The organism is Pseudomonas sp. TMW22090 (assembly GCF_022496665.1).
Classification (GTDB): domain Bacteria; phylum Pseudomonadota; class Gammaproteobacteria; order Pseudomonadales; family Pseudomonadaceae; genus Aquipseudomonas; species Aquipseudomonas gregormendelii.
Window position 1 is genome coordinate 38,040 of sequence record NZ_SCFH01000010.1, and the last position, 23,080, is coordinate 61,119.

The following is a 23,080-nucleotide window of genomic DNA, read 5'->3' on the forward strand; positions in this document are numbered from 1 at the left end:
AGGTCTCAGGAATAGATCGCAGCCTTTGGCAGCTCTTACGGTGTTCAGCGGTCTCCGAAGGCTGCGATCTTTTCAGGATTTAACCCTCTTCAAGCCACCAGCGCATCGGCTTGCCTTCAGCCGGCCAGAAGCGCACCTGGTCGATCGGTGACACATCCCAGCGCTGCACGTGCTCCAGGGCCTGGAGGAAACGTTTCTCCTGCTCCATCAGCGCCGGCGCGCAGAGTTTGCGGGTGCTGCCGACCTTGCCGAAGCTCAGCTTGTCGCCTTCCAGGGTGTAGGGTGCGAACCAGTGGTTGCAGCCTCCATTGCCATAGGCACGACCGTCTTCACCCAGGGTGATGGTCAGGTGGCTGTAGTCCATCAAAGGACGTTCGCCGATCCACTCCAGAATGTAGCTGCGGTTCTGTTGCAGTTGCACCGGTTGAGCGGCGCAGCCCAGCAGGCTGGCGCCAACCAATGCGGTCAGGGCAAGGCGTTTCATCACGCAGGCTCCTGGCATTTCGGGCACAGGTGCTTCTGGCCGACAGTGCTCCAGCCCAACTCGGCGATCCGCGCAGTGGCAGCTGGCTTTTCAGCCTTGTTGCCCAGCTTGGCGTCGACCGCAAACTCGAAACTCAGCTCTTTGGCACAACTGTCGCAGTTGACTTTCCAGGTGTGGATCGCCAGTTCGCCGAACACCGGGCCACTGGCCACCGCCACCCATTGCCCGGGTGGGTTGATCAGGTGGCGAACCGTTTCTACGGTCAGGCGCATGGCCAGGTCCTTGCTGCCTTTGAGCGTCACGACCAGCACGTCATTGTTGCGAATCGAGCCACCGTTGCCGGTGACCTGATAACGCCCTGGGACCAGGGCGCGGCATTCGGTGAGGGTGTGCTGCGGGTTCATCAGGGTATAGCGGAAATCGTGTTCGACCATGGGTCCTCCAAATATGCGCGGCATGCTAGCACGGACATCCGCCGATCATGCTGTGGGCCTTCGACCTTCGATCCGGTTCAACCGGCATCCACTTGATTTTGCGGGGTTCCGGCCGCCCACGCGGCAATATTCTGCAAGGTAGTGGCGGCAATCGCGCCCAATGCTTCGCGGGTCAGGAAGGCCTGGTGCGCGGTAATGATCACGTTCGGAAAGGTCAGCAGCCGCGCCAGCACGTCATCCTGCAACGGCAGGTCGGAGCGGTCCTCGAAAAACAGTTGCGCCTCCTCTTCATAGACATCCAGGCCCAGGTAACCCAGTTGCCCATCCTTGAGTGCGTCAATCAGTGCCGGCGTATCCACCAGGCCGCCGCGCCCGGTGTTGATCAGCATGGCGCCGGGTTGCATGTGCGCCAGTGATTCACGGTTGATCAGGTGCTTGCTCTGGTCGTTGAGCGGGCAGTGCAGGCTGATGATCTGCGACTCTGCGAGCAATTGCGGCAGGCCCAGGTAGCGAGCGCCGAGGGCTTCGACCTGCGGGTTGGGGTAGGGGTCATACGCCAGCAGCTGGCAGCCAAACCCGTGCATGATTTTCGCCAAAGTCGCACCGATCTGCCCGGTGCCGACGATGCCGACTGTTTTGCCCACCAGATCGAAGCCGGTCAGGCCGTGCAGGCTGAAATCCCCTTCGCGGGTGCGGTTGTAGGCGCGGTGCAGGCGCCGATTGAGCGCCAGGATCAGCGCTACCGCGTGTTCGGCCACGGCATGCGGCGAGTAGGCCGGCACGCGCACGACGGGCAGGCCCAGACGTTTGGCAGCGGCCAGGTCGACGTGGTTGTAGCCGGCCGAGCGCAGCGCGATCAGGCGCGTGCCTCCCGCAGCGAGGCGTTCGAGCACGGGCGCGCTGAGGTCATCATTGATGAAGGCGCAAACCACCTCGTGGTCTTCTGCCAGGGCCACTGTATCGATGCTCAGGCGCGCGGGTTGAAACTGCAGTTCGAGGTCGACGGGGAGCTCGGTGGCGAGAAAACTGTCGCGGTCGTAGGTCTGGCTGCTGAATAAAAGGGTGCGCATCGGATCCTCCGGTTGATCAGCGTTCGGTCAGGCGTTGATGCGGGCCTGTGCCGCCAGGCGATTGATCGCCCGGTCGAGTTCCTCGAGGGCACTGTAGGCGCGCGGGTCTTGCTGCTTGAGCAGGGTTTCGCTGCGTTGGCAGGCGGCGCGCAATTGCGGCACGCCACAGTAGCGGGTCGCACCATGCAGGCGGTGGACCCGCTCGATCAGCGCGTTGTGGTCGTCGATGTCCCGGGCAAACCGGATGGCTTCGCGGTCGGCTTCCAGGGACGCGAGCAACATGGCCAGCATATCCGCCGCCAGGTCTGCCTTGCCGGCAGCCAGACGCAAGCCTTCCTCGTGATCGAGCACCTGCAGTTCCGGGGCGCCGCCGTGTCGATCCCCCGCGCGTTCGGGCCCCTGATTGCGCAGGGCCAGGCCACTCCACTTCAACACCACCTGCGCCAGTTGCCGCTCACTGATCGGCTTGGTCAGGTAGTCATCCATGCCGCTTTGCAGCAGGGCGCGTTTTTCGTTGGCCATGGCATGGGCGGTCAGCGCGACGATCGGCAGCGGCGTGCAGTGGCGCTCACTCTCCCATTGGCGAATCGCTTCTGTGCTCTGGCGCCCATCCATCCCGGGCATTTGCACATCCATGAGCACCAAATCGAAGGTCTCGCTCTGCACCGCCTTGATTGCAGCAAAGCCACTTTCCACCGCCAGCACCTTGGCGCCCATGTCTTCGAGCAGGGTTTGCACCAGCAACAGGTTGGCCGGGTTGTCGTCGACACACAGCACTTTGGGCGCACGACTGGACAACGGCTCGTCCGGCTCGCTGCGGATGTGGCGCGGGTTGACCAGGTCGGACAGCGCCCGTCGCAGTTTGCGGGTGCAGGCCGGTTTGGCCTGGAGCTGACTGTGAGGGTTGGGCACGGACAGGTGGAACAGCGTCTGTTCGGTGGTCGGGCACAGCACCAGCACTTTGCAGCCCAGGTGTTCGAGGTCCCAGATGTGCTGGTTGAGGCGTTCGGGTGGCATGTCTTTGCTGGTAATGCCCAGCACAGCGAGGTCGATCGCCTGCTCGGTCTGGTGCACACCGGTCACGCCATTGGCCAGGCTTTCCAGCGTGTTGAAAGGCGTCACCGCAAGACCGCAGTCTTCCAGCTGATGCTGCAGGGCCTGGCGCGCCAGCTCATGGTTCTCCAATACCGCAACACGGCGCCCCAGCAGCGGCGGGCCGGGCAGGTCCTCGGCGTCGTCGCGGGTCTTGGGCAGGCTCAGGCTGATCCAGAATTCCGAGCCTTCGCCCGGGGTGCTGTCGACGCCGATCTCGCCGCCCATCTGCTCGATCAGGCGCTTGGAGATCACCAGGCCCAGGCCGGTGCCACCGGGTTGCCGTGACAGTGAATTGTCGGCCTGGCTGAAGGCCTGGAACAAAGCGCGTACGTCCTGGCTGGACAGGCCGATGCCGGTGTCCTGAATACTGATGCGCAGTTGCACGCTGTCTTCATGCTCGTCTTCGAGCATGGCGCGGGCGACGATGGTGCCTTCGCGGGTGAACTTGATCGCATTGCTCACCAGGTTGGTGAGGATCTGCTTGAGTCGCAGCGGATCGCCTACCAGCGACAACGGCGTGTCGCGATAAACCAGGCTGACCAGCTCCAGCTGTTTGGCGTGGGCGGCGGGGGCGAGGATGGTCAGGGTGTCCTGCAACAGGTCGCGCAGGTTGAACGGAATATGGTCGAGCACCAGCTTGCCGGCTTCGATCTTGGAGAAGTCGAGAATCTCGTTGATGATGCCCAGCAGGCTGTCGGCGGACTTTTCGATGGTGCCCAGGTAGTCGAGTTGCCGCGGGGTCAATTCGCTTTTTTGCAGCAAGTGCGTGAAACCCAGGATGCCGTTGAGCGGGGTGCGGATTTCATGGCTCATGTTGGCCAGGAACTCGGACTTGATCCGGCTCGCTTCCAGGGCTTCCTTGCGCGCCAGGTCCAGCTCGATGTTCTGGATTTCGATGGTTTCCAGGTTCTGGCGCACGTCTTCGGTGGCCTGGTCGACGCTGTGCTGGAGTTCTTCCTGGGCGTTTTGCAGGGTCCCGGCCATACGGTTGATGCCCGCCGCCAGTTCGTCCAGCTCCTGGCTGCCGAGGGGGGGCAGGCGCGTCTCCAGGTGGCCGTCCTTGAGTTGCGCCACGGCCTGTTTGATCTGGCCGATCGGGCGGTTGATGGTACGGCCCATGCGCAAGGCCAGCAGCGCCGCACCGCCCAGGCCCGCGACAATCAGCAGCAGGCTGGCAAACAGGCTGCGATAACCACGCAGCAGCATGCCATTGTGGGACAGTTCGAGTTCGACCCAGCCGAGCAGGCGATCAGCCTCGTCGGGGATCAGGTCGCCGGCCAGGTTACGATGCTTGCCGAAGACCGGCAGCAGGTAGCGCGTCGCGTCATTGCCGCTGCGGCGCAGCAGTTGCGAGCCGTCGCCCAGGGGGGCCTGATTGAGCATGGTCGGGCCGGCGTGAGCCAGCGGCGTGCGGTCGGCGGCGAGGAAGGTGACCGCGCGCACGTCCTGCTGCTCCAGCGACTGGGTGGCGATGCGTTCGAGCAGCTCGTTGTTGTGGTGCCCCATGGCGGGGGCGACCAGTGGCGCCAGTTGCTCGGCGATCATTTCGCCGCGCTGCATCAGCTGGGTTTGCAGGTCGGACTGCTGCATCCAGATGAAGTAGCCGCCCAGCACCAGTGCCATCAGGCTGGTCGGCAACAGCGTCAGCAGCAATACACGGCCTTTTATTCCCAGTTTCTTGAGCACGCATCTCTCCTGCATCCAGCGATTTAATGACCTGCGCTTACGTCCGGTACGCGCCACCTGCGCAGTGTAGCGATTTGCTCGCGGCCGATCCCCGTAAAAATTGTGCCGGTCATTCGTCGGCCCGCTCAGCCTATTGAGGTCCGGAGTGAAGCTTGTGTTGCCCCTGGCGAGGCAATCTTGAATAATCGGTCAACTGAGAATTATTTGCAGATACTCATGACTCCCATCTCTAGCGATCATCCGCGCATACTTTCCATCGAAGACGACCTTGTTCTTGGTGCCTATGTGCACGAGCATCTTGGGCGCAGCGGCTTCCAGGTGACCTGGTGCCAAAACGGCCAGGAGGGGCTGGACCTGGCGCGTGAGCAACGCTTCGACGTAGTGCTGATGGATATTCTGCTGCCAGGCCTGGACGGGCTCAAGGCGCTGACCCAGTTGCGCGAGAGCCATTCGACTCCGGTGCTGCTGATGTCGGCGCTCGGGGCGGAAGCCGATCGCATCAGTGGCTTTCGGCTGGGGGCTGATGATTACCTGCCCAAACCGTTCAGCATGGCGGAGTTGCGGGTGCGTATCGAAGCGATATTGCGGCGGGTGGCGCTGGACCGTCGACCGGCGCCGGTCGCCCCTGCGCCTGCGGCCGACTGCCTGCGGTTCGACGACGGCTGCTTTGACGTGGTCTATCGGGATCGGGCCGCAGGCCTGACTCGCAGCGAGTACCGCCTGCTGGAAACCTTGAACCGCAACGGCGATGAAGTATTGAGCAAGGCCTTCCTTTATCAGCAAGTCCTGCAGCGCGGCTATGCCGCCCACGATCGCAGCCTGGACATGCACATCAGCCAGATTCGCCGCAAACTCAAGGCCATCGACTATTTGGAACGCGAAGTGCGCACGGTCTGGGGCAAAGGCTATGTGTTAAGTGCTGCTGATGAAGTGGTCTGACCTGCCGGGGCGGCATTCGCTGTTCTGGAAACTGGCGTTTTTGCTGGTGGCGTTCTGCTTGCTGATGATCTGGCTGAGCTGGTCCTGGGGCCGCTACATGGAAGAGCGCAATCAGTTTCTCTCCGATGACGCCCGAGGCACCTTGACGCGCTACGCCGCCGAGGCCGAGCGCGCCTGGGAGCAGGGGCAGCAGACCGGCGTCGATAGCTGGTTGCAGGGCATGCGCCAGCGTGAAGCGGGGTGGGTCGGCGTCATCAGTGGGGATCTGCAGTCATTAAGCAGCCAGGAGCTGACGGACAAAGAGATCCAGCACCTGACTTTTCTGCGCGGCCTCGACTGGCCCATCCACAAGAAAGGCCTGCCGTGGCTGCGAGTACCCTTTCCTGGCGACTCGTCCGCGGGCAGCCTGGTGATCGAGTTGCCGCAACGTTTTGTACCTGGCCAGTATCGGCTGTTTTGGCGGGTCATCACCAATGGCGTGATTCCCGGGCTGTTCACTTTGCTGCTGTGCGTCGGGCTGTATCGCCTGCTGGTCGTACCGCTGAATAACCTGCATGAACAGGCCAATGCCTGGCGTGCCGACCAGTTGGGCGTGCGCCTGTCGAGCCGCACCACTGATCGACAGGATGAATTGGGGGAGCTGGGCCGCGCCTTCGATCACATGTCCGAGCGGTTGCAGGGCACAGTGGCCCTGCAACAACAACTGCTGCGCGATCTGTCCCATGAATTGCGTACGCCCCTGAGCCGCCTGCGGGTGGCCAGCGACAGCGAGCAGGACCTGGCGCAATTGCGCGAGCGAATCGGTCGGGAAGTCGATGGCATGCAGCGGCTGGTCGAGGACACCCTGCAGCTGGCCTGGCTCGACACAGAGCGCGCGCCGTTGCCCGATGAAGCGATCCAGATTCAGGCACTGTGGGAGATGCTCACGGAAAATGCCTGCTACGAGAGTTGCTGGCCGAGCGGGCAATTGGTGTGCACCGTGGATGCCTCCTGTTGGGTGCGTGGCAACCTCAACACCCTGGCCCAGGCGGTGGAAAATATCCTGCGCAACGCCATCCGCCATTCGCCCCAAGGAGCAGTGGTGACCCTGGGAGGCCGGCGCGACGGCAACTTCTGGCATCTGTGGCTGGAGGATCAGGGCGGCGGCGTGGCTGACACCGATCTTGAGCGAATCTTCTCACCCTTCACCCGGCTCGACGGTTCGCGCCCGGGCAACGGCGGATTCGGCCTGGGCCTGAGCATCGCGCGCAATGCCGTGCAGCGCCAGGGCGGAATTATCTGGGCGCAGAATACCGGGACTGGTTTGCGCCTTAATATGCGACTGGTGGCGGATGAAGGCGCGGGCAGCGCAGCCGTCTTCGCGGGCGAGCCCCCTCCCACGGGGATTTGTGTCGTCTAGATGATGTGTGGAGGCAAACTGAATAGCGGCCTTATTCCCACAAGCCATAAGCACTGCACTTTGCGTGATATGGCCTTTGCGGGTTTGCCGGTATGATGGGCGCCCCCGCAGTCTGGATTGCGAATACGCCATGACATTGCAGTACCCAACCATCGCCGATTGCGTCGGCAACACCCCGCTGGTTCGTTTGCAGCGCCTGCCTGGCGCCACCAGCAATACTCTTCTGCTCAAGCTGGAAGGGAACAACCCGGCGGGTTCGGTCAAAGACCGTCCTGCGCTGTCGATGATTACCCGTGCCGAATTGCGCGGGCAGATTCAGCCTGGCGACACGCTGATCGAGGCGACTTCGGGTAATACCGGGATCGCGCTGGCGATGGCGGCCGCGATCAAGGGTTACCAGATGATCCTGATCATGCCGGACAACTCCAGTGCCGAACGCAAGGCCGCCATGACCGCCTACGGTGCCGAACTCATTCTGGTAACCCAGGAAGAAGGCATGGAAGGCGCGCGTGACCTGGCCCAGCGCATGGAAGCCGAAGGTCGGGGCAAGGTGCTGGACCAGTTCGCCAACGGCGACAATCCTGAAGCGCACTACACCACGACCGGCCCGGAAATCTGGCGCCAGACCCAAGGCACCATTACCCATTTCGTCAGCTCCATGGGCACCACCGGCACCATCATGGGCGTTTCGCGCTACCTCAAAGAGCAGAGCGACAGCGTGCAGATCGTCGGCCTGCAACCCATGGAAGGCTCGGCCATTCCAGGTATTCGCCGCTGGCCGCAGGAATACCTGCCAAAAATCTACCAGGCTGATCGCGTGGACCGCATCGTCGACATGGCGCAAGCCGAAGCCGAGGACGTGACCCGTCGTCTGGCTCGTGAAGAAGGCATTTTCTGCGGCGTGTCCTCGGGCGGTGCGGTGGCAGCGATGCTGCGCCTGTCCAAAGAAGTTGAAAACGCGGTGATCGTTGCGATCATCTGCGACCGTGGCGACCGATACCTGTCGACCGGCATTTTCGACGCGGCCAACTGATGGCCAAGCACGAGAGAGGCCTGCGCTTCCAGCCGACAGGCGGCAGCAAGTCACCCCAGATCCCGACGGGCAAGAAGCAGCGTCTGACGATCGAGCGCCTGGCCAATGACGGCCGCGGGATCGCATTTTTCGAAGGTCGCACCTGGTTTGTCCTGGGGGCCTTGGCGGGTGAAGAAGTTGAAGCGCGAGTGCTCGGTACTCACGGCAAGGTGGTGGAGGCGCGAACCGAGCGGGTGTTCCAGGCCAGTGAGCTGCGCCGCCCTGCACCTTGCCCACACTTCGGTCGCTGTGGCGGCTGCAGCGTGCAGCACCTGCCCCATGACGAACAGCTTGCACTGAAACAACGCATGCTGGCCGAGCAATTATCCAAGGTCGCCGGTGTCGAACCTCAGGAGTGGGCAGCGCCGTTGAGCGGTCCGGAATTCGGTTACCGACGTCGCGCCCGAGTGGCGGTGCGTTGGGACATGAAAGCCAGGAAACTCGAAGTCGGTTTCCGTGCTGCTGGCAGCCAGGACATCGTTGCAATCAGCGAATGTCCGGTGCTGGTACAGCCCTTGCAACCGATCATGACGCGATTGCCGGAAATGTTGCGGCGCTTGAGCAAACCTCAGGCGCTGGGGCATGTCGAACTGTTCAGTGGATCCTCGCTGGCGGTGCTGCTGCGGCATATGGCGCCGTTGTCCGAGGCGGACCTGACCATTCTCAAGGAGTTCTGCGCTTTCCATGGCGCGCAACTGTGGCTGCAGGGTGAAGGCGAACCGCAACCGGTGAATGCCGATCAGTCCCTGGGCTATCGCCTGGAGCGCTGGGATCTGGAACTGGCCTACCGACCCGGCGACTTCGTCCAGGTCAATGCCGGCGTCAACGAGGCCATGGTCGCCCAAGCACTGGATTGGCTCAAGCCGCAGCCGGATGAGCGGGTACTTGACCTGTTCTGTGGCCTGGGCAACTTTGCCCTGCCATTGGCCAAGGTGGTACGCGAAGTGGTGGCGGTGGAGGGTGTGCAGACCATGGTCGAGCGTGCAGCCGCCAACGCAGCTTGCAACAATCTGCATAACACTCATTTTTTTCAGGCCGATTTATCCCAGCCTTTGACTGATGCCGAGTGGGCAGTCGAAGGCTTTTGTGCGGTACTCTTGGACCCACCGCGTGACGGTGCCTACGAGGTCGTGCGCAAGCTCAAGGCGCTGGGCGCCAAGCGTCTGGTGTATGTGTCGTGCAACCCGGCAACGCTGGCGCGTGACACGGTCGAATTGATCAAGCAGGGCTACCGGTTAAAACGTGCCGGGATTCTCGATATGTTTCCTCAGACGGCACATGTCGAGGCCATGGCGTTATTTGAAGCGAGCCAGGACGGCTCGTCTGGTCCGACTGACCCGCCCGTACAGCGCTCGAATTAGCCCCACGAGCGTACCCGGCAATAAAGGTCAGCGATTTGACGCATTGAATCTGCGTCGTAGGGAAGGTAAGCAAGATGGTACAGGTGAGAGCACACCAGCCGATCAACACCGACGGCAGTATCAATCTCGAGGCTTGGCTCGATCATGCGGTCAGTGTCGATCTGGCACTGGATCGCGAAGCCTTGAAGCAAGCGTGCGAGTTCGCCCGCGCGTCCGAGCAACAGGCCAATGCGGCGAAGAACCTGTGGTCCGAAGGCACGTCGAGTTTTCGCACCGGGCTTGAAATCGCCGAAATTCTCGCCGACCTCAAGCTTGATCAGGACTCGTTGGTGGCTGCGGTGCTGTACCGCGGCGTGCGCGAAGGCCAGATCGAGCTGCCGGCAGTCAGCCAGCGGTTTGGGCCGGTGGTCGCCAAGCTCATCGACGGCGTGCTGCGCATGGCGGCGATCAGCGCCAGCCTGAGCCCCCGGCAATCCCTGGTGCTGGGTACCCAGGGCCAGGTGGAAAACCTGCGCAAGATGCTGGTGGCGATGGTCGACGACGTCCGTGTGGCACTGATCAAGCTGGCCGAACGCACCTGCGCGATCCGCGCGGTGAAAACCGCTGACGACGAGAAACGCAACCGGGTCGCCCGCGAGGTGTTCGACATCTACGCGCCGCTGGCCCATCGCCTGGGCATCGGCCATATCAAGTGGGAGCTGGAGGACCTGTCCTTCCGTTACCTGGAACCGGATCAGTACAAGCAGATTGCCAAGTTGCTGCACGAGCGCCGGCTGGATCGCGAGCGGTTCATCGCCGACGTGATGAACCAGCTGAAGGTCGAGCTGCAGGCGACCGGTGTCGATGCCGACATCAGTGGCCGGGCCAAACACATCTATTCGATCTGGCGCAAGATGCAGCGCAAAGGCCTGGAGTTCAGCCAGATCTACGACGTGCGTGCGGTTCGAGTGCTGGTGCCGGAAATGCGCGATTGCTACACCGCGCTGGGCATCGTCCACACCCTGTGGCGGCACATCCCGAAAGAATTCGACGACTACATTGCCAACCCGAAAGAGAACGGCTACCGTTCGCTGCACACTGCGGTGATCGGCCCCGAGGGCAAGGTGCTGGAAGTGCAGATCCGCACCCACGCCATGCACGAAGAAGCCGAGCTGGGCGTGTGTGCGCACTGGAAGTACAAGGGCACCGACGTCAAGTCCGGTTCCAATCACTACGAAGAGAAAATCTCCTGGCTGCGTCAGGTGCTCGAGTGGCATGAGGAGCTGGGCGATATCGGTGGTCTGGCCGAGCAGCTGCGGGTCGACATCGAGCCGGACCGGGTCTACATCTTCACCCCGGACGGTCACGCCATCGACTTGCCCAAGGGCGCGACGCCGCTGGACTTCGCCTACCGCGTGCACACCGAAATCGGTCACAACTGCCGTGGCGCGAAGATCAACGGGCGCATCGTACCGCTTAACTACAGCCTGCAGACCGGCGAACAGGTCGAGATCATTACCAGCAAGCACGGCACGCCGAGCCGCGACTGGCTGAACCCGAACCTGGGTTACGTGACCACTTCGCGGGCGCGGGCGAAAATCGTTCACTGGTTCAAATTGCAGGCGCGCGACCAGAACGTCGCTGCCGGTAAAACCCTGCTCGAACGCGAACTCAATCGCCTCGGTCTACCAGCGGTGGATTTTGACAAGCTGGCCGACAAGGCCAACATGAAAACCGCCGAGGACATGTACGCTGCCCTGGGTGCCGGCGATTTGCGCCTGGCGCAACTGGTGAACCTGGCGCAGCAACTGGTCGAGCCGGAACGCGGCAACGAGCAGCTGGAACTGATCCCGCGCAAAGCCACCGGCTACAAACCGGGCAAGCGCGGTGACATCCAGATCCAGGGCGTCGGCAACCTGATGACGCAAATGGCCGGTTGCTGCCAGCCGTTGCCGGGGGATGCCATCGTCGGTTACATCACTCAGGGGCGTGGCGTGAGCATTCACCGTCAGGACTGTGCCTCGGTGCTGCAACTGGGCGGGCGCGAGCCGGAGCGCATCATCCAGGTCAGCTGGGGCCCGGTGCCGGTGCTCACCTATCCGGTGGACATCATCATTCGCGCCTACGACCGTTCCGGTCTGCTGCGTGACGTGTCCCAGGTCTTGCTGAACGAGCGGATCAACGTGCTGGCGGTCAATACCCGCTCGAACAAAGAGGACAACACCGCACTGATGTCCCTGACCATCGAGATTCCGGGGCTGGATGCATTGGGTCGGTTGCTGGGGCGGATTTCCCAGTTGCCGAACATCATCGAAACCCGGCGTAACCGTACCCCCTGAGTTGGGGGCTTGACTCTTTACTGTAGGAGCGAGCTTGCTCGCGATGGACGTCAACGATAACGCGTGCTGTCTGGATGAACACGTCGCTCTCATGTTCATCGCGAGCAAGCTCGCTCCTACAAAGAGCGGATAGAGATTGATTGATGTATTCACTTGAAGATCTGCTGCACCTGATGAGCCGCCTGCGCGACCCGCAGTTCGGTTGCCCTTGGGACATCAGGCAAACCTACGCCAGCATCGTCCCGCACACCCTCGAAGAAGCCTACGAAGTGGCTGATGCCATCGAGCGGGGTGACTTCGACCACTTGCAGGGTGAGCTGGGGGATTTGCTGTTCCAGGTGGTTTACTACAGCCAGCTGGCCCGGGAAGAAGGGCGCTTCGAATTCGCCGGCGTCATCGATAGCATCACCCGCAAGCTGATTCGCCGTCATCCCCACGTGTTCCCCACTGGCGATCTGTACGCGCCACTGGATGTTCCGCGCTTGAGCGAGGAACAGGTCAAGCAGCGCTGGGAAGAGATCAAGGCCCAAGAGCGCGCCGAGCAGTGCACGACGCCCCAGCAGCTGTCACTGCTCGATGACGTGCCTGCCGCGTTGCCCGCACTGTCCCGTTCGGCAAAATTGCAGAAGCGCGCAGCGCAGGTCGGTTTCGACTGGCCGGACGCCTTGCCGGTATTGGACAAGGTTCGTGAAGAACTCGATGAAGTGCTCCAGGCCATGGCCGATAACGACCCTGCGGCGGTGGCCGATGAGGTTGGCGACCTGCTGTTTTCCGTGGTTAATCTGGCGCGCCACCTCAAGGTCGATCCGGAAACCGCACTGCGCGGCGCCAACGGCAAATTCGAACGACGCTTCCGATTCATCGAACAGGCATTGCGCGACACCCACCGTCCCATGGAAGATTGCACCCTCGAAGAGTTGGACGCCTTGTGGGGCGAAGCCAAACGCCAGGAAAAGAATATGCCCAACTGCGGTTGAGCAGTTGCCTAAGTGAGTACTAAGCACCATGAGCATTTCCCTTCGCGACCAGTTGCTCAAAGCAGGGCTGGTCAACCAGAAGCAGGCCAAACAGGTCGGCAAAGAAAAGCAGAAGCAGCAGCGTCTGGTCCATAAAGGTCAGGCCGAGCAGGATGATACCCAGCAGCGCCTGGCCCAGGAGGCGCAGGCCGAAAAGGTCAAGCGTGACCAGGAGCTCAATCGTCAGCAGCAAGAGAAAGTAGAGGCCAAGGCCCGTGCCGCACAGGTCAAGCAATTGATCGAAGCCTCGCGCCTGCCCAAGTTGACGACCGAGGACTACTACAACTTCGTTGACGACAAGAAGGTCAAGCGGATCTGCGTCAATACGCTGATGCGCAACAAGCTCAGCAGCGGTTCGCTGGCGATCGTGCACCACGGCGGCGGCTATGAAGTCATACCGCGTGAAGCAGCCCTGAAGATCCAGGAGCGGGATCCGCAACGTATCGTCTACATGAATGTGCAGACCGAAGAAGTCGCTGCCGAGGACGATCCATACGCGGCCTATCAGATCCCTGACGATTTGATGTGGTAAGCCGTTAGGGCACCCAACGACGACAAACCCCGCTCATGGCGGGGTTTGTCGTTTTCAATGCTGTAGTGACTCAGGCGCAGCGCCTAGGCGGAACGAAGTTCGCGTTGCTGCTCCAGTGTTTCCAGTTCGGCTTTGTAGTTGTGCGCGTCGGTCTCTGAGTGGAACATGCCGACCAGCAGGTCCTGCTGATGCACATCCCAGATCCGGATGCCGGCGGCTACACCTTCATGGGACATGTGTGAATCGTCGCGTTCAGTTACTTTCACAGTCATCTGCTTGCTCCAATTTCAGTTACCTGCACCAAGGCATGTGCAGGTCTCTGTTATAAGTTTTGATAGCAGGCTAAGTAAACAGGCCATTTGGGTAACAGTTTTTCATGAAAATCGAGAAAGCCCTGCAGCCCTTTAAATCCGCGACATTCAGTCGCAGGGCGTTTGGTTTCATGACAAAAGCTTCATGTTCAAAGAGGGTGTTGACCCACGATAGCCCGTAGGAGCTGGCGAAGCCTGCGCTCCCAGGGAATGGCGGCGCCCAAACCAAAAAAACGCCCCGAACCAGTCGGGGCGTTTTTTGTGTAGCGCAGCAGCGGTAGGGCGTATTACTTGCCCGACCAGCGCTTCAGTACCAGGGTGGCATTGGTGCCACCGAAACCAAAGCTGTTGCTCATCACGGTATTGATGGTGGCGTCTTCGCGAGTCTTGGTCAGGATCGGCATGTCTGCCACTTCCGGGTCCAGTTCGTCGATGTTGGCCGAGCCCGCCATGAAGTTACCTTCCATCATCAGCATGCAGTAGATCGCTTCGTGAACGCCGGCGGCGCCCAGGGAGTGACCCGACAGGCTCTTGGTGGAGCTGATGGCCGGGGCCTTGTCGCCGAACACTTCACGTACACCTTTCATCTCCATGACGTCGCCGACTGGAGTCGACGTGCCGTGGGTGTTCAGGTAGTCGATCGGGGCGTCAACGGTGGACATGGCCATCTGCATGCAGCGGATGGCGCCTTCGCCGCTCGGAGCGACCATGTCGTAGCCGTCGGAGGTCGCGCCGTAGCCGACGATTTCCGCATAGATCTTCGCGCCGCGCGCCAGAGCGTGCTCGAGCTCCTCGACCACGACCATGCCGCCACCGCCGGCAATGACAAAACCGTCACGCTTGGCGTCGTAGGCACGGGAAGCTTTTTCCGGGGTTTCGTTGTACTGGCTGGACAGTGCGCCCATGGCGTCGAACAGGAACGACTGGCTCCAGTGCTCCTCTTCACCGCCGCCGGCGAACACGATGTCCTGCTTGCCCATCTGGATCTGTTCCATGGCGGTACCGATGCAATGAGCACTGGTAGCACAGGCAGAAGCGATGGAGTAGTTCAGGCCCTTGATCTTGAACGGGGTGGCCAGGCAAGCGGAAACGGTGCTGCTCATGGTCCGCGTGACACGGTACGGGCCGACGCGCTTCACGCCTTTCTCGCGCAGAATGTCCAGCGCTTCCATCTGGTTCAGCGTGGAGGCGCCACCGGAACCGGCGATCAGGCCGGTACGCGGGTTCGAGACCTGCTCATCGGTCAGACCGGAGTCGGCGATGGCGTCTTTCATGGCCAGGTAGGCGTAAGCCGCCGCGTGGCCAACGAAGCGATAGATCTTGCGATCGATCAGTTCTTCGAGAGGAAGGTCAATGGAGCCGGAAACCTGGCTACGCAGACCCATTTCGGCATATTCCGGGTTGAACCGGATGCCCGGGCGACTTGCACGCAGGTTAGCGGAGACGGTCTCTTTGTCATTGCCCAGGCACGAAACGATGCCCAGACCAGTGATAACGACGCGGCGCATGCGGATAACCCTTAGAAGTTGTCAGTGGATGTAAATACGCCGACCCGAAGGCCTTCGGCGGTGTAGATCTCGCGGCCGTCGACGCTGACCGAGCCATCGGCGATGGCCAGGTTCAGCTTGCCTTTGAGCACACGCTTGATCTGAATGTTATACGTAACTTTCTTCGCGGTCGGCAGGACCTGACCAAAGAACTTCACTTCGCCCGAACCCAGTGCGCGACCGCGACCTGGCAGGCCTTGCCAGCCAAGGAAGAAGCCGACCAGTTGCCACATGGCGTCGAGGCCCAGGCAGCCTGGCATCACCGGATCACCTTCGAAGTGACAGGCGAAGAACCACAGGTCCGGAGTGATATCCAGCTCGGCGACCAATTCACCTTTGCCGTACTTGCCACCCTCTTCGCTGATGTGGGTGATTCGATCAACCATCAGCATGTTGGGGGCGGGCAGTTGCGCGTTACCTGGGCCGAACAGCTCACCGCGACTGCAGCGCAGCAGGTCTTCCCGAGTAAAGGCGTTTTGTTTGGTCATGCGAGCTCCTCAATAATCCGATGCGGCAGGTGGGGCGAATCTTCCCGGCCGATCGAAGCGTTTAATGCCTCGAGTCAGCAGCCTACTCATAGACTATTGCGTTGTGGTGAAAGTCACAGCACCAAGGACATGAAAGTACACTTGTGCACTGAAATTATTTTTCAAGCCCCTTTTCGGGCCTGTTCGGGTGCCTAAGACTGCCGCACTTTCGCCTTTCACGCCAGTCGCAGATGGTCAAAAGGCCTGTACTACTGCACCCAACGTTGCAGAATTTGCTGTAGGTCATTGCGTTTGAAGGGCTTGGCCAGGTAATCGTTCATTCCCGCCGTTAAACACGCTTCGCGATCGCCCTGCAAGGCGTTGGCGGTCAGGGCGATGATCGGCACGTTGTCGCAGCCGGGCAGTTTGCGAATTTCCCGGGTGGCCTCGTAGCCGTCCATGACCGGCAGGCGGCAGTCCATCAGGATGGCCTCGAACATCAGGCTTTCCGCGCTGCGTACCGCCTGAGCACCATCGACGGCGACGCTGACAGTAAAGCCCAGACTGCGCAACATTGCTTCGATGACGGTCTGATTGACCGGATTGTCCTCCACCAGCAGCACGTTGCGTCCCATGCCACCGCCCTGGTCCGCGGGCAGGCGCTGCGTGATGACAGGCAGCTTCTGCTTGTACAGCGCCAGGGGAATTTCCAGGGTAAACACTGAACCCAGGCCTTCTTCGCTCCTGGCGCGCAAGGTGCCGCCCATGCGTTCGGCCAGGGTGCGGGCAATCGGCAGGCCCAGCCCGGTGCCGCCGTAGCGCCGGGAAATGGAGCTGTCGGCCTGCTGGAATGCGTTGAACATCAACTCCAGGCTCTCGGCCGAAATACCGATGCCGCTGTCGCGCACGGTGCAGGTGAACCACAACAGCTCATGGTCGAGCGATTGCCATTGCGCTTCGATGCTGACGCGACCGTGCTCGGTAAATTTCAGCGCGTTGCCGACCAGGTTCACCAGAACCTGCCGGATGCGCGTCGGGTCGCCTTGAACCTGCAGCGACTTCATGTCTTCGGGAATCAGCAGCGCCAACTCCAGCCCGCGCTGAGCCGCGCTGTGCTGGAATGCCTGGGCGCAACTGCTGATCAAGTCCGCGAGGTTGAACGGGATGTGCTCAAGTTCCAGCGCCGACCGCTCGATTCGCGAGAAGTCGAGGATGTCGTTGATCACCTTGAGCAGGTGTTCGGTGGACTCCGAAGCAAGCGCTGCATACTCGACCTGTTCCTCGGTCATCTCGGTGGTTTCGAGCAACTGCAGCATGCCCAGCACGCCATTCATCGGGGTGCGCAGTTCGTGGCTCATCATCGCCAGGAAGTCGGATTTGGCGTTGTTGGCCTTTTCCGCTTCTTCGCGCGTCTGGATCAACTGCTCCATTGCCTGGTGCTGTTCGCGACTGGCTTGCTCGAGGCCGCTGGCGAGGTTGTTGATGTGCTGGGACAGTGCGCCCAGCTCGGTGTCATCGACAATCGGCAGGGGCGTCTTGTAGTCACCGTCCTGGATGGCCTTGACCGCGTTGCCGATGTCGCGAATCGGTTGCGACAGGCTGCCTGCCAGGCGCCTGGCGATCAGGAACGTAAACAGCAGCGCAAACAATGCCAGGATCGCGGCCTTGAGCAGGATTTCCTGCTGGCGCTGATTGAATGCGTCGTTCGACAGGCCGACGATTACCCGCCCCAGGTAATCCTCGGTGGGGGCGATGCTGGCGACCCGGCTGTTCTGGAAGAAATCATTGTTGAGCGCGATCCGTTGCAGGCGTACGGGGGCCTGGAACACCTCGACCTGCTGTGAGCGGTTATGGGTTTCCGAAGGTTGCTCGACGTACACCAGGATGCGGTTGGCGCTGTCCTGGACTTCAAGGAAACGCACATTGGGCGTGGCCAGGGTGGCTTTAAGCAGGCCTTCGAGCACCTCGTTGTTGCCGGAAATGACGCCATACTCAGCGGCGGGCGCCAGTTGGTTGGCAATCAGCTGACCGGTGTGATTGAGCTCCTGGCGCAAGTCCTGGATGCGCACGAAGGTGAAAAAGCTGATCAACAGCAGCGTCAGCAACAGGGCAGGGCCGAGGCTGATCAGTTGCGTGCGGGTGTTGATGTCCCAACGACGATGGAAGGTCACGGGCGGCTTACTCCTTCGGCCAACTGTGTTGCGACAGATGCTTCATTGATCTGTTCAATACCTAATGAACGAGCAACCTGCGGGTTGTTCAGGACTTTGAACCGATCGGGATAGTGCGTGCGTGGCCAGGTGGCTGGCGAGCGGTCGAGCAACCGGTCGAGCACGGCCAGCCAGTCGTTCTGGTCGCTGTAGGTGCTGGCGAGGCTGCCCGCCTTGACGAAGGCGGCGTTCGGGCCGACCAGCGCCATTTGCCGTGAATAGCTGCTAAGCAGCAGGTTTTTGACAGTCTTGGGGTTGTACAGGTCCGGATCGTCGAGGCCCAGCAATACGTCGCTGTTTTTCAACAGGCTTTGCAGGGGGCGGCTGTCGTTGATGTCTTCCCAGTGCTCGGCGACGATCTCCATGCGCAGGGGGCCCGCAGCCTGGCGTAGTTCCTTGATCAGGAACTCACTGTGCTGATCGTAGAGCACGCCGATCCGTTTTGCCTGGGGCAACAGAATGCGGATCAGGCGCAATTGGCGTTCAAGGGGCGGATCGCTCCATAGCAGGCTCAGGTGCGGGGGTAGGGCGGACCCCAGGCGCTGTCGTGCCTGCAGACGACTGATGCGCAACACCAGTGTGGGCGGGCCTTGGGCATCCTGCAGGCGCCAGTCGAGGCTTGGCGGGTCGAGCAGTACCAGTCGGGTGTTGCCTGGCAGTTTTCCCGGCGCAGGCAGATTGGCCAGTGGTTCAAAACGCACCCGGTCGCCCGGCCGCCGCTCGCTCAGTGCCGCAGCGAAGGAGCGCATGCCGGGACTGTCGTCGGAGCCGGTGAGCAGAATATCGGCGGCATTTGCCGTCAGCAGGTTCAGCAGGCCGCCAATGGCCAGGCACAAACCGGCCAACAGGCGGCCAATGGTCGGCGTCTTTCCTGACAAACGACCTGGCATTCTAAAACTCCAGCTGCGCGCTGAAATACATCACCTGGCGCTGGTCGTACTGGTTGTCGATAAAGGTAGTGGGTTGATGGTCCAGGCGCTGCTGCAGCACGCCGGCCAGTTCCAGGCTGGCCTTGCCCAGCTGGATGCGCTTGGCAATACGTGTGTCGACCCGTTCGAAGCGGTAGCCGTTCAGCGCATCGTCGCCGTAGTAGAACAGGGCGCTGTTCCAGCCGTGCCCCCAGTCTCTCAGCCAACCGGCCGAGCCACTGTTGCGCGCGGTCTGCAGTTCATCTTCCGGATTGCTCGCGTGAGCATCGACGTAGGCATAGGTCAGGCGCAGGCGGTCGGTGCGGTTGATGCTCCAGTCCATTTGCGTTTCGGCCCCGGTAAAGCGGGCCTGGTTGGCGTTACTGGCAATGTACTGATTGTTGCGCAAAGGTTCGCTGATCATCCCGCTGATTTCGTCGTGGAACACTTTGACGTCCAGCGCCAGCCCCAGCTCGATGAAGTAGCCGTTGTAGCCGAGCTCCCGGGAGCGCATGTGTTCCTGCTCGAGGTCACCGGGGCCTCGGGTCCTGACGAAATAGCGCGCACTGGATTGTCCGTATGCGCTGGGGCGCAGGTTGGTGACCCGGTAGCTCCAGTCGACGTTGTTCTCAAACATGTCCGGCGAGCGGATCGCTTCGGAGTACACGGCCCGCAGGCCATGGCGCGGGTTGATCAGGTAGTTGATGGCCAGTCGCGGAGTCAGGGAGCTGCCGATCAACCGGGTGTCTTCGAACATGGCGCCGCCCTGCAGCAACCAGTGCTCGGTGGCGCGCCACTCCAGCTGGCCGAACGTGCGCCAGGTGGTGTCATTCAGGGTGCCATTGAAGTAGGTTTCGGAATCTGCCCGGTCGTAACGATAGTTCAGGCCGCTGACCAGGCGCAGGCTATCGGACAGGCTCAGGGTGTCCTGCAATTCCAGGTCGAAGCGTGATTCCCGGGTACTCTGGTCGATATCGCCGCACAGGGTCTGGCGGGCGCCATTGTTCCATTGCCCTAGCACCTGATTGCCCAGCTCCCGTTCCGCAGCCGGGCCCGGCGGCGCACCGGTGGTGGTGAAGCGTGCAATATTACGCGCCAGCGCTTCGGTGTAGTTGGGGTTGAGCTGCCACAGCCGGGTCAGTTCCGGGCTGAATGACACTTCGGCATCGCAGGCACGCCATGTCTGCTGGCGGTCCCAGTGCTGGGCGGTGCCCTGCATATAAAGGCTGTGATCGGGATCGACGTCGAGGTTCCAGCGCAGTGAGCCTGCGTAGGTCTTGGCAACTACGTCGGAATTGTTACCCGCGTCAGTAATCCCCGAGAACACCGGCCTGTAGGTGTACGGCCGTTGGTTGCTGCCGTCCTTGGCGTTGAGCTGCCAGTCAATGCTCTGTCGTTCATCGAGTGTCTGGCTGACGGCGAGATTAATGCGGTTGAGGCGACGGCTGTCGCGGTAGTCGGCGCCGTTGCGGTCAGAGTCAAAGCCGTCGTCTTGCAGACCGGACAGCGACAGGCGCAGATCGCCGGAATCCCAGCCCAAGCCCTGGCTGGCGTAGTAATCATTGATGTCACGCTGACCGCGGATAATTTTCATCCGGGAGCCATGGCTGTCGGCGGGGCGGCGGGTAATGATATTGACCACCGCCATCAAGGCATTTGCGCCGTAGCTGACGGTGTTCGGACCGCGGAATACCTCGATGCGCTCGATGTCGTCCAGGGGCACCGGAATATCGCTCCAGTCCACTGTGGACAAGCCGGCTCGATAAACCGAGCGACCATCGATCAGCACCTGCATGCGCCGTGCTTCGCTGGCGCTGGTGCCGTGATAATTCACCGCTGCCTGATTGCCGCTGATGTTGCCGACCATCATCCCCGGCACCAGGCGCAGCAGTTCGCTGATGTCCCGGGCGCCGCTGGCTGTGATCAGTTGGCTGTCGATCACCGTCATGCTGCCCGGTACCGCCGCCGGCGACTGCTTCAGCCGAGTCGCCGTCAGGACTTGCGGCAAGGGTTCGCCGTCGAGGAACAGGTCGTCTGCCAGCAATGGCGAGCTGAAAATCAGCGCCAGAACCAGCGGCGAGCGCGATGACGTGGAACCAAATGACACAACACATCCCTGATCGTGGTGAATGGGCGCGCATGTTAACCGAGCCGGTCGACTTTTCCATGGAGGATGCCGGCATTTCCGAGGATTTGTTGCGCGTGTCCCGGTTCGCGAGGCTAATTTTCGTGAGGGCTGGCCGCGACCGGGACGCTCCGTATAATGCCGGCATCGCCATTGGTATGGATTAACGGATTGCATATGACTGAACAGCGCCCAATCGCGGTCCTGGGAGGCGGAAGTTTTGGTACCGCCGTGGCCAATCTCCTGGCTGAAAACGGGCATCAGGTCCGACAGTGGATGCGAGATCCGGAGCAGGCCGAGGCCATCCGGGTCAATCGTGAGAACCCGCGTTACCTCAAGGGCATCAAGATTTTGCCAGCAGTGGAGCCGGTCACCGACCTGCAGGCCACGCTGGACGCCTGTGACCTGTGTTTCGTCGCGCTGCCCTCCAGCGCGTTGCGCGCGGTGCTGATGCCGCATGCCGAACGTTTGAGCGGCAAGTTGCTGGTGAGCCTGACCAAAGGCATCGAAGCCCACACCTTCAAGTTGATGAGCCAGATCCTTGAGGAAATCGCCCCGCAGGCCCGCATTGGCGTGATCTCCGGGCCGAACCTCGCCCGGGAGATTGCCGAGCATGCGCTGACCGCCACAGTGGTCGCCAGTGAAGACGAAGCGCTGTGCCAGCGCGTGCAGGAGGCGTTGCATGGCCGCACCTTCCGCGTTTATGCCAGTGCCGACCGCTACGGCGTGGAATTGGGCGGGGCGTTGAAAAACGTCTATGCGATCATCGCTGGCATGGCGGCGGCACTGGGCATGGGTGAAAACACCAAGAGCATGCTCATCACCCGGGCATTGGCGGAAATGACCCGCTTTGCAGTGAACCAGGGTGCCAACCCGATGACGTTCCTGGGGTTGGCCGGCGTTGGCGACTTGATTGTTACCTGTTCATCGCCCAAAAGCCGAAATTACCAGGTGGGTTTTGCCCTTGGCCAGGGCTTGAGCCTGGAAGACGCGGTGACGCGCCTGGGCGAGGTCGCCGAAGGCGTGAATACGCTCAAGGTGCTCAAGGTCAAGTCTCAGGAAGTGGGTGTATATATGCCGCTGGTCGCCGGACTGCACGCGATACTGTTTGAAGGGCGCACGCTTGAGCAGGTGATCGGGCTGTTGATGCGCGGCGAACCGAAAACCGACGTCGACTTCATTTCTACCAGTGGTTTCAACTGAATTTATCTACGCACGTCCAATCTATTGAATCAGGGAGCGAGAAATGAACGAACCGAAAGAAGAAGCCAAATACGAGTCCATTCTGCTGCGCGTGCTGTGGATGATCGTTTACGTGCTGGTCTGGCAAGTCGCGCAATTCATCCTTGGCGCAGTGGTGCTGGTACAGTTGATTTATCGTTTGATCTACGGTGCCCCGAGCGCCAGCCTGATGAATTTCGGCGACAGCCTGAGCCAGTTCCTGGCGCAGATCGGTCGCTTCGGCAGCTTTCACAGTGACCAGAAGCCCTGGCCTTTCGCCGACTGGCCGACGCCGCGCACACCTGAAGGTGAAGCGCCGCACGCAGTGCCGCCAGCACCGCATCCGGCCCGAGATGAGGAACCGAAACTATGAAACTCTGGGTATTGCGTCATGGTGAGGCTGAGCCGCACGGCACACGTCCTGATTCCGAGCGGGAATTGACGGCCAGTGGCCGCGCAGAAGTGTTGCGCAGTGCTGCTTTACTGATCAGCGAGCCGTTGACGGCGATCTACGCCAGTCCTTTCAAGCGTGCGCAGCAGACGGCAGAACTGGTGCGTGAAGCCCTGGGTTTCAAGCCGGATATTCGCACGGTTGATTGGCTCACTCCCGATTCCCGCCCACAAGCCGTGGCGGAGCAGCTGGTATCTGTCGATTATGCGCTGCTGGTGAGTCATAACCCGCTGGTGGGCAATCTGCTCGGGTATCTGCAGCATGGTCATGTGCAGGATCCGGAGCGAGTGTCTACGGCCGGACTGGCGGAGCTGGAGGGCGATTTACCGCTCGCGGGGGCGATGAAGCTCAACAGCATCAAGCATCCTTGATTGTTCAGCGATCGCTGTGGGAGCAAGGCTTGCCCGCGATGAGTTCACCGATTCACAACCGGC

General features: G+C 61.3%; 21 protein-coding genes. 11 read left to right on the forward strand and 10 right to left on the reverse strand.

The genetic code is table 11. The features are described from left to right. Positions 1-79: 79 nt before the first annotated feature. From EQV97_RS24170 to EQV97_RS24185, 4 genes are all read right to left on the reverse strand, one after another. Positions 80-484, reverse strand: a complete 405-nt coding sequence (locus EQV97_RS24170) for an META domain-containing protein (RefSeq protein WP_045061780.1) — start codon at positions 482-484, stop codon at positions 80-82. Next, positions 484-918 (reverse strand): hypothetical protein, encoded by a 435-nt coding sequence (locus EQV97_RS24175; RefSeq protein WP_045061779.1) that lies wholly within the window; start codon positions 916-918, stop codon positions 484-486. Before EQV97_RS24175 ends, EQV97_RS24170 begins: the two co-directional genes overlap by 1 nt. Before the next feature lie 77 nt (positions 919-995). Further along, complete coding sequence (locus EQV97_RS24180; protein WP_225570867.1) at positions 996-1,988, reverse strand: 2-hydroxyacid dehydrogenase; 993 nt, start codon at positions 1,986-1,988, stop codon at positions 996-998. A 27-nt stretch (positions 1,989-2,015) separates the two neighbouring features. Further along, on the reverse strand, positions 2,016-4,769 hold the full coding sequence (locus EQV97_RS24185) for a response regulator (protein ID WP_122839096.1): 2,754 nt from the start codon (positions 4,767-4,769) through the stop codon (positions 2,016-2,018). Positions 4,770-4,985: 216 nt separating this feature from the next. Between EQV97_RS24185 and EQV97_RS24190 the strand changes: the two genes are divergently transcribed. The 7 genes from EQV97_RS24190 (at position 4,986) to EQV97_RS24220 (ending at position 13,406) form a co-directional block, all read left to right on the forward strand. Continuing rightward, positions 4,986-5,708 carry a response regulator transcription factor gene (locus EQV97_RS24190; RefSeq protein ID WP_240890221.1) on the forward strand — a complete coding sequence of 241 codons (723 nt, stop codon included), beginning with the start codon at positions 4,986-4,988 and terminating at the stop codon, positions 5,706-5,708. Continuing rightward, on the forward strand, positions 5,695-7,107 hold the full coding sequence (locus tag EQV97_RS24195; protein WP_276614363.1) for a sensor histidine kinase: 1,413 nt from the start codon (positions 5,695-5,697) through the stop codon (positions 7,105-7,107). Before EQV97_RS24190 ends, EQV97_RS24195 begins: the two co-directional genes overlap by 14 nt. 130 nt (positions 7,108-7,237) lie before the next feature. Beyond that, positions 7,238-8,140, forward strand: coding sequence for a cysteine synthase CysM (gene cysM / locus EQV97_RS24200; RefSeq protein ID WP_045061773.1), 903 nt, complete (start codon positions 7,238-7,240; stop codon positions 8,138-8,140). Further along, a complete protein-coding gene (gene rlmD, locus EQV97_RS24205; RefSeq protein WP_240890222.1) occupies positions 8,140-9,540 on the forward strand; it encodes a 23S rRNA (uracil(1939)-C(5))-methyltransferase RlmD in 1,401 nt (466 codons plus the stop codon). Before cysM ends, rlmD begins: the two co-directional genes overlap by 1 nt. Positions 9,541-9,614: 74 nt before the next feature. Next, positions 9,615-11,858: a GTP diphosphokinase gene (gene relA, locus EQV97_RS24210; protein WP_045061771.1), complete on the forward strand. Its 2,244-nt coding sequence runs from the start codon at positions 9,615-9,617 to the stop codon at positions 11,856-11,858. A 143-nt stretch (positions 11,859-12,001) separates the two neighbouring features. Next, a complete protein-coding gene (gene mazG / locus EQV97_RS24215; RefSeq protein ID WP_122839099.1) occupies positions 12,002-12,835 on the forward strand; it encodes a nucleoside triphosphate pyrophosphohydrolase in 834 nt (277 codons plus the stop codon). Positions 12,836-12,863: 28 nt separating this feature from the next. Continuing rightward, positions 12,864-13,406 carry a DUF2058 domain-containing protein gene (locus EQV97_RS24220; RefSeq protein WP_045061769.1) on the forward strand — a complete coding sequence of 181 codons (543 nt, stop codon included), beginning with the start codon at positions 12,864-12,866 and terminating at the stop codon, positions 13,404-13,406. Positions 13,407-13,489: 83 nt separating this feature from the next. On the opposite strand, the gene EQV97_RS24225 is transcribed toward EQV97_RS24220, so the two are convergent. From EQV97_RS24225 to EQV97_RS24250, 6 genes are all read right to left on the reverse strand, one after another. Beyond that, entirely contained in the window at positions 13,490-13,678 is a 189-nt protein-coding gene (locus tag EQV97_RS24225) for a hypothetical protein (protein WP_045061768.1), read from the reverse strand. A 326-nt stretch (positions 13,679-14,004) separates the two neighbouring features. Beyond that, positions 14,005-15,225: a beta-ketoacyl-ACP synthase I gene (gene fabB, locus EQV97_RS24230; protein WP_045061767.1), complete on the reverse strand. Its 1,221-nt coding sequence runs from the start codon at positions 15,223-15,225 to the stop codon at positions 14,005-14,007. A gap of 11 nt (positions 15,226-15,236) precedes the next feature. Then, the gene (fabA, locus tag EQV97_RS24235) at positions 15,237-15,752 is read right to left on the reverse strand and encodes a 3-hydroxyacyl-[acyl-carrier-protein] dehydratase FabA (protein ID WP_010211704.1); all 516 of its coding nucleotides are present in this window, start codon (positions 15,750-15,752) and stop codon (positions 15,237-15,239) included. Between the two features lie 248 nt (positions 15,753-16,000). Further along, positions 16,001-17,902, reverse strand: a complete 1,902-nt coding sequence (locus EQV97_RS24240; protein ID WP_122839100.1) for an ATP-binding protein — start codon at positions 17,900-17,902, stop codon at positions 16,001-16,003. Then, positions 17,899-18,831: an ABC transporter substrate-binding protein gene (locus tag EQV97_RS24245; RefSeq protein WP_240890223.1), complete on the reverse strand. Its 933-nt coding sequence runs from the start codon at positions 18,829-18,831 to the stop codon at positions 17,899-17,901. The genes EQV97_RS24240 and EQV97_RS24245 overlap by 4 nt, the downstream gene beginning before the upstream one ends. Before the next feature lies 1 nt (position 18,832). Next, positions 18,833-20,956: a TonB-dependent receptor gene (locus EQV97_RS24250; RefSeq protein WP_122839102.1), complete on the reverse strand. Its 2,124-nt coding sequence runs from the start codon at positions 20,954-20,956 to the stop codon at positions 18,833-18,835. Between EQV97_RS24250 and EQV97_RS24255 the strand changes: the two genes are divergently transcribed. The 4 genes from EQV97_RS24255 to sixA are packed head-to-tail and all read left to right on the forward strand — an operon-like array spanning position 20,950 to position 23,017. Next, positions 20,950-21,141 (forward strand): hypothetical protein, encoded by a 192-nt coding sequence (locus EQV97_RS24255; protein WP_163019409.1) that lies wholly within the window; start codon positions 20,950-20,952, stop codon positions 21,139-21,141. The two genes, EQV97_RS24250 and EQV97_RS24255, sit on opposite strands and share 7 nt — an antisense overlap. Before the next feature lie 10 nt (positions 21,142-21,151). Continuing rightward, a complete protein-coding gene (locus EQV97_RS24260) occupies positions 21,152-22,177 on the forward strand; it encodes an NAD(P)H-dependent glycerol-3-phosphate dehydrogenase (RefSeq protein ID WP_225570861.1) in 1,026 nt (341 codons plus the stop codon). Positions 22,178-22,220: 43 nt separating this feature from the next. Beyond that, entirely contained in the window at positions 22,221-22,568 is a 348-nt protein-coding gene (locus EQV97_RS24265; RefSeq protein ID WP_122839104.1) for a DUF4389 domain-containing protein, read from the forward strand. Continuing rightward, positions 22,565-23,017 (forward strand): phosphohistidine phosphatase SixA, encoded by a 453-nt coding sequence (gene sixA / locus EQV97_RS24270; protein ID WP_045061761.1) that lies wholly within the window; start codon positions 22,565-22,567, stop codon positions 23,015-23,017. The genes EQV97_RS24265 and sixA overlap by 4 nt, the downstream gene beginning before the upstream one ends. The last annotated feature ends 63 nt before the right edge of the window (positions 23,018-23,080 follow it).

Coding starts and splice junctions, on each gene's coding strand:
- EQV97_RS24245 (WP_240890223.1), bottom strand. CDS start 18,831: ATGCCAGGTCGTTTGTCAGGAAAGACGCCGACCATTGGCCGCCTGTTG.
- mazG (WP_122839099.1), top strand. CDS start 12,002: ATGTATTCACTTGAAGATCTGCTGCACCTGATGAGCCGCCTGCGCGAC.
- rlmD (WP_240890222.1), top strand. CDS start 8,140: ATGGCCAAGCACGAGAGAGGCCTGCGCTTCCAGCCGACAGGCGGCAGC.
- EQV97_RS24190 (WP_240890221.1), top strand. CDS start 4,986: ATGACTCCCATCTCTAGCGATCATCCGCGCATACTTTCCATCGAAGAC.
- fabB (WP_045061767.1), bottom strand. CDS start 15,225: ATGCGCCGCGTCGTTATCACTGGTCTGGGCATCGTTTCGTGCCTGGGC.
- EQV97_RS24195 (WP_276614363.1), top strand. CDS start 5,695: ATGAAGTGGTCTGACCTGCCGGGGCGGCATTCGCTGTTCTGGAAACTG.
- EQV97_RS24255 (WP_163019409.1), top strand. CDS start 20,950: ATGACACAACACATCCCTGATCGTGGTGAATGGGCGCGCATGTTAACC.
- relA (WP_045061771.1), top strand. CDS start 9,615: ATGGTACAGGTGAGAGCACACCAGCCGATCAACACCGACGGCAGTATC.
- EQV97_RS24225 (WP_045061768.1), bottom strand. CDS start 13,678: ATGACTGTGAAAGTAACTGAACGCGACGATTCACACATGTCCCATGAA.
- fabA (WP_010211704.1), bottom strand. CDS start 15,752: ATGACCAAACAAAACGCCTTTACTCGGGAAGACCTGCTGCGCTGCAGT.
- EQV97_RS24180 (WP_225570867.1), bottom strand. CDS start 1,988: ATGCGCACCCTTTTATTCAGCAGCCAGACCTACGACCGCGACAGTTTT.
- cysM (WP_045061773.1), top strand. CDS start 7,238: ATGACATTGCAGTACCCAACCATCGCCGATTGCGTCGGCAACACCCCG.
- EQV97_RS24260 (WP_225570861.1), top strand. CDS start 21,152: ATGACTGAACAGCGCCCAATCGCGGTCCTGGGAGGCGGAAGTTTTGGT.
- sixA (WP_045061761.1), top strand. CDS start 22,565: ATGAAACTCTGGGTATTGCGTCATGGTGAGGCTGAGCCGCACGGCACA.
- EQV97_RS24220 (WP_045061769.1), top strand. CDS start 12,864: ATGAGCATTTCCCTTCGCGACCAGTTGCTCAAAGCAGGGCTGGTCAAC.
- EQV97_RS24170 (WP_045061780.1), bottom strand. CDS start 484: ATGAAACGCCTTGCCCTGACCGCATTGGTTGGCGCCAGCCTGCTGGGC.
- EQV97_RS24175 (WP_045061779.1), bottom strand. CDS start 918: ATGGTCGAACACGATTTCCGCTATACCCTGATGAACCCGCAGCACACC.
- EQV97_RS24265 (WP_122839104.1), top strand. CDS start 22,221: ATGAACGAACCGAAAGAAGAAGCCAAATACGAGTCCATTCTGCTGCGC.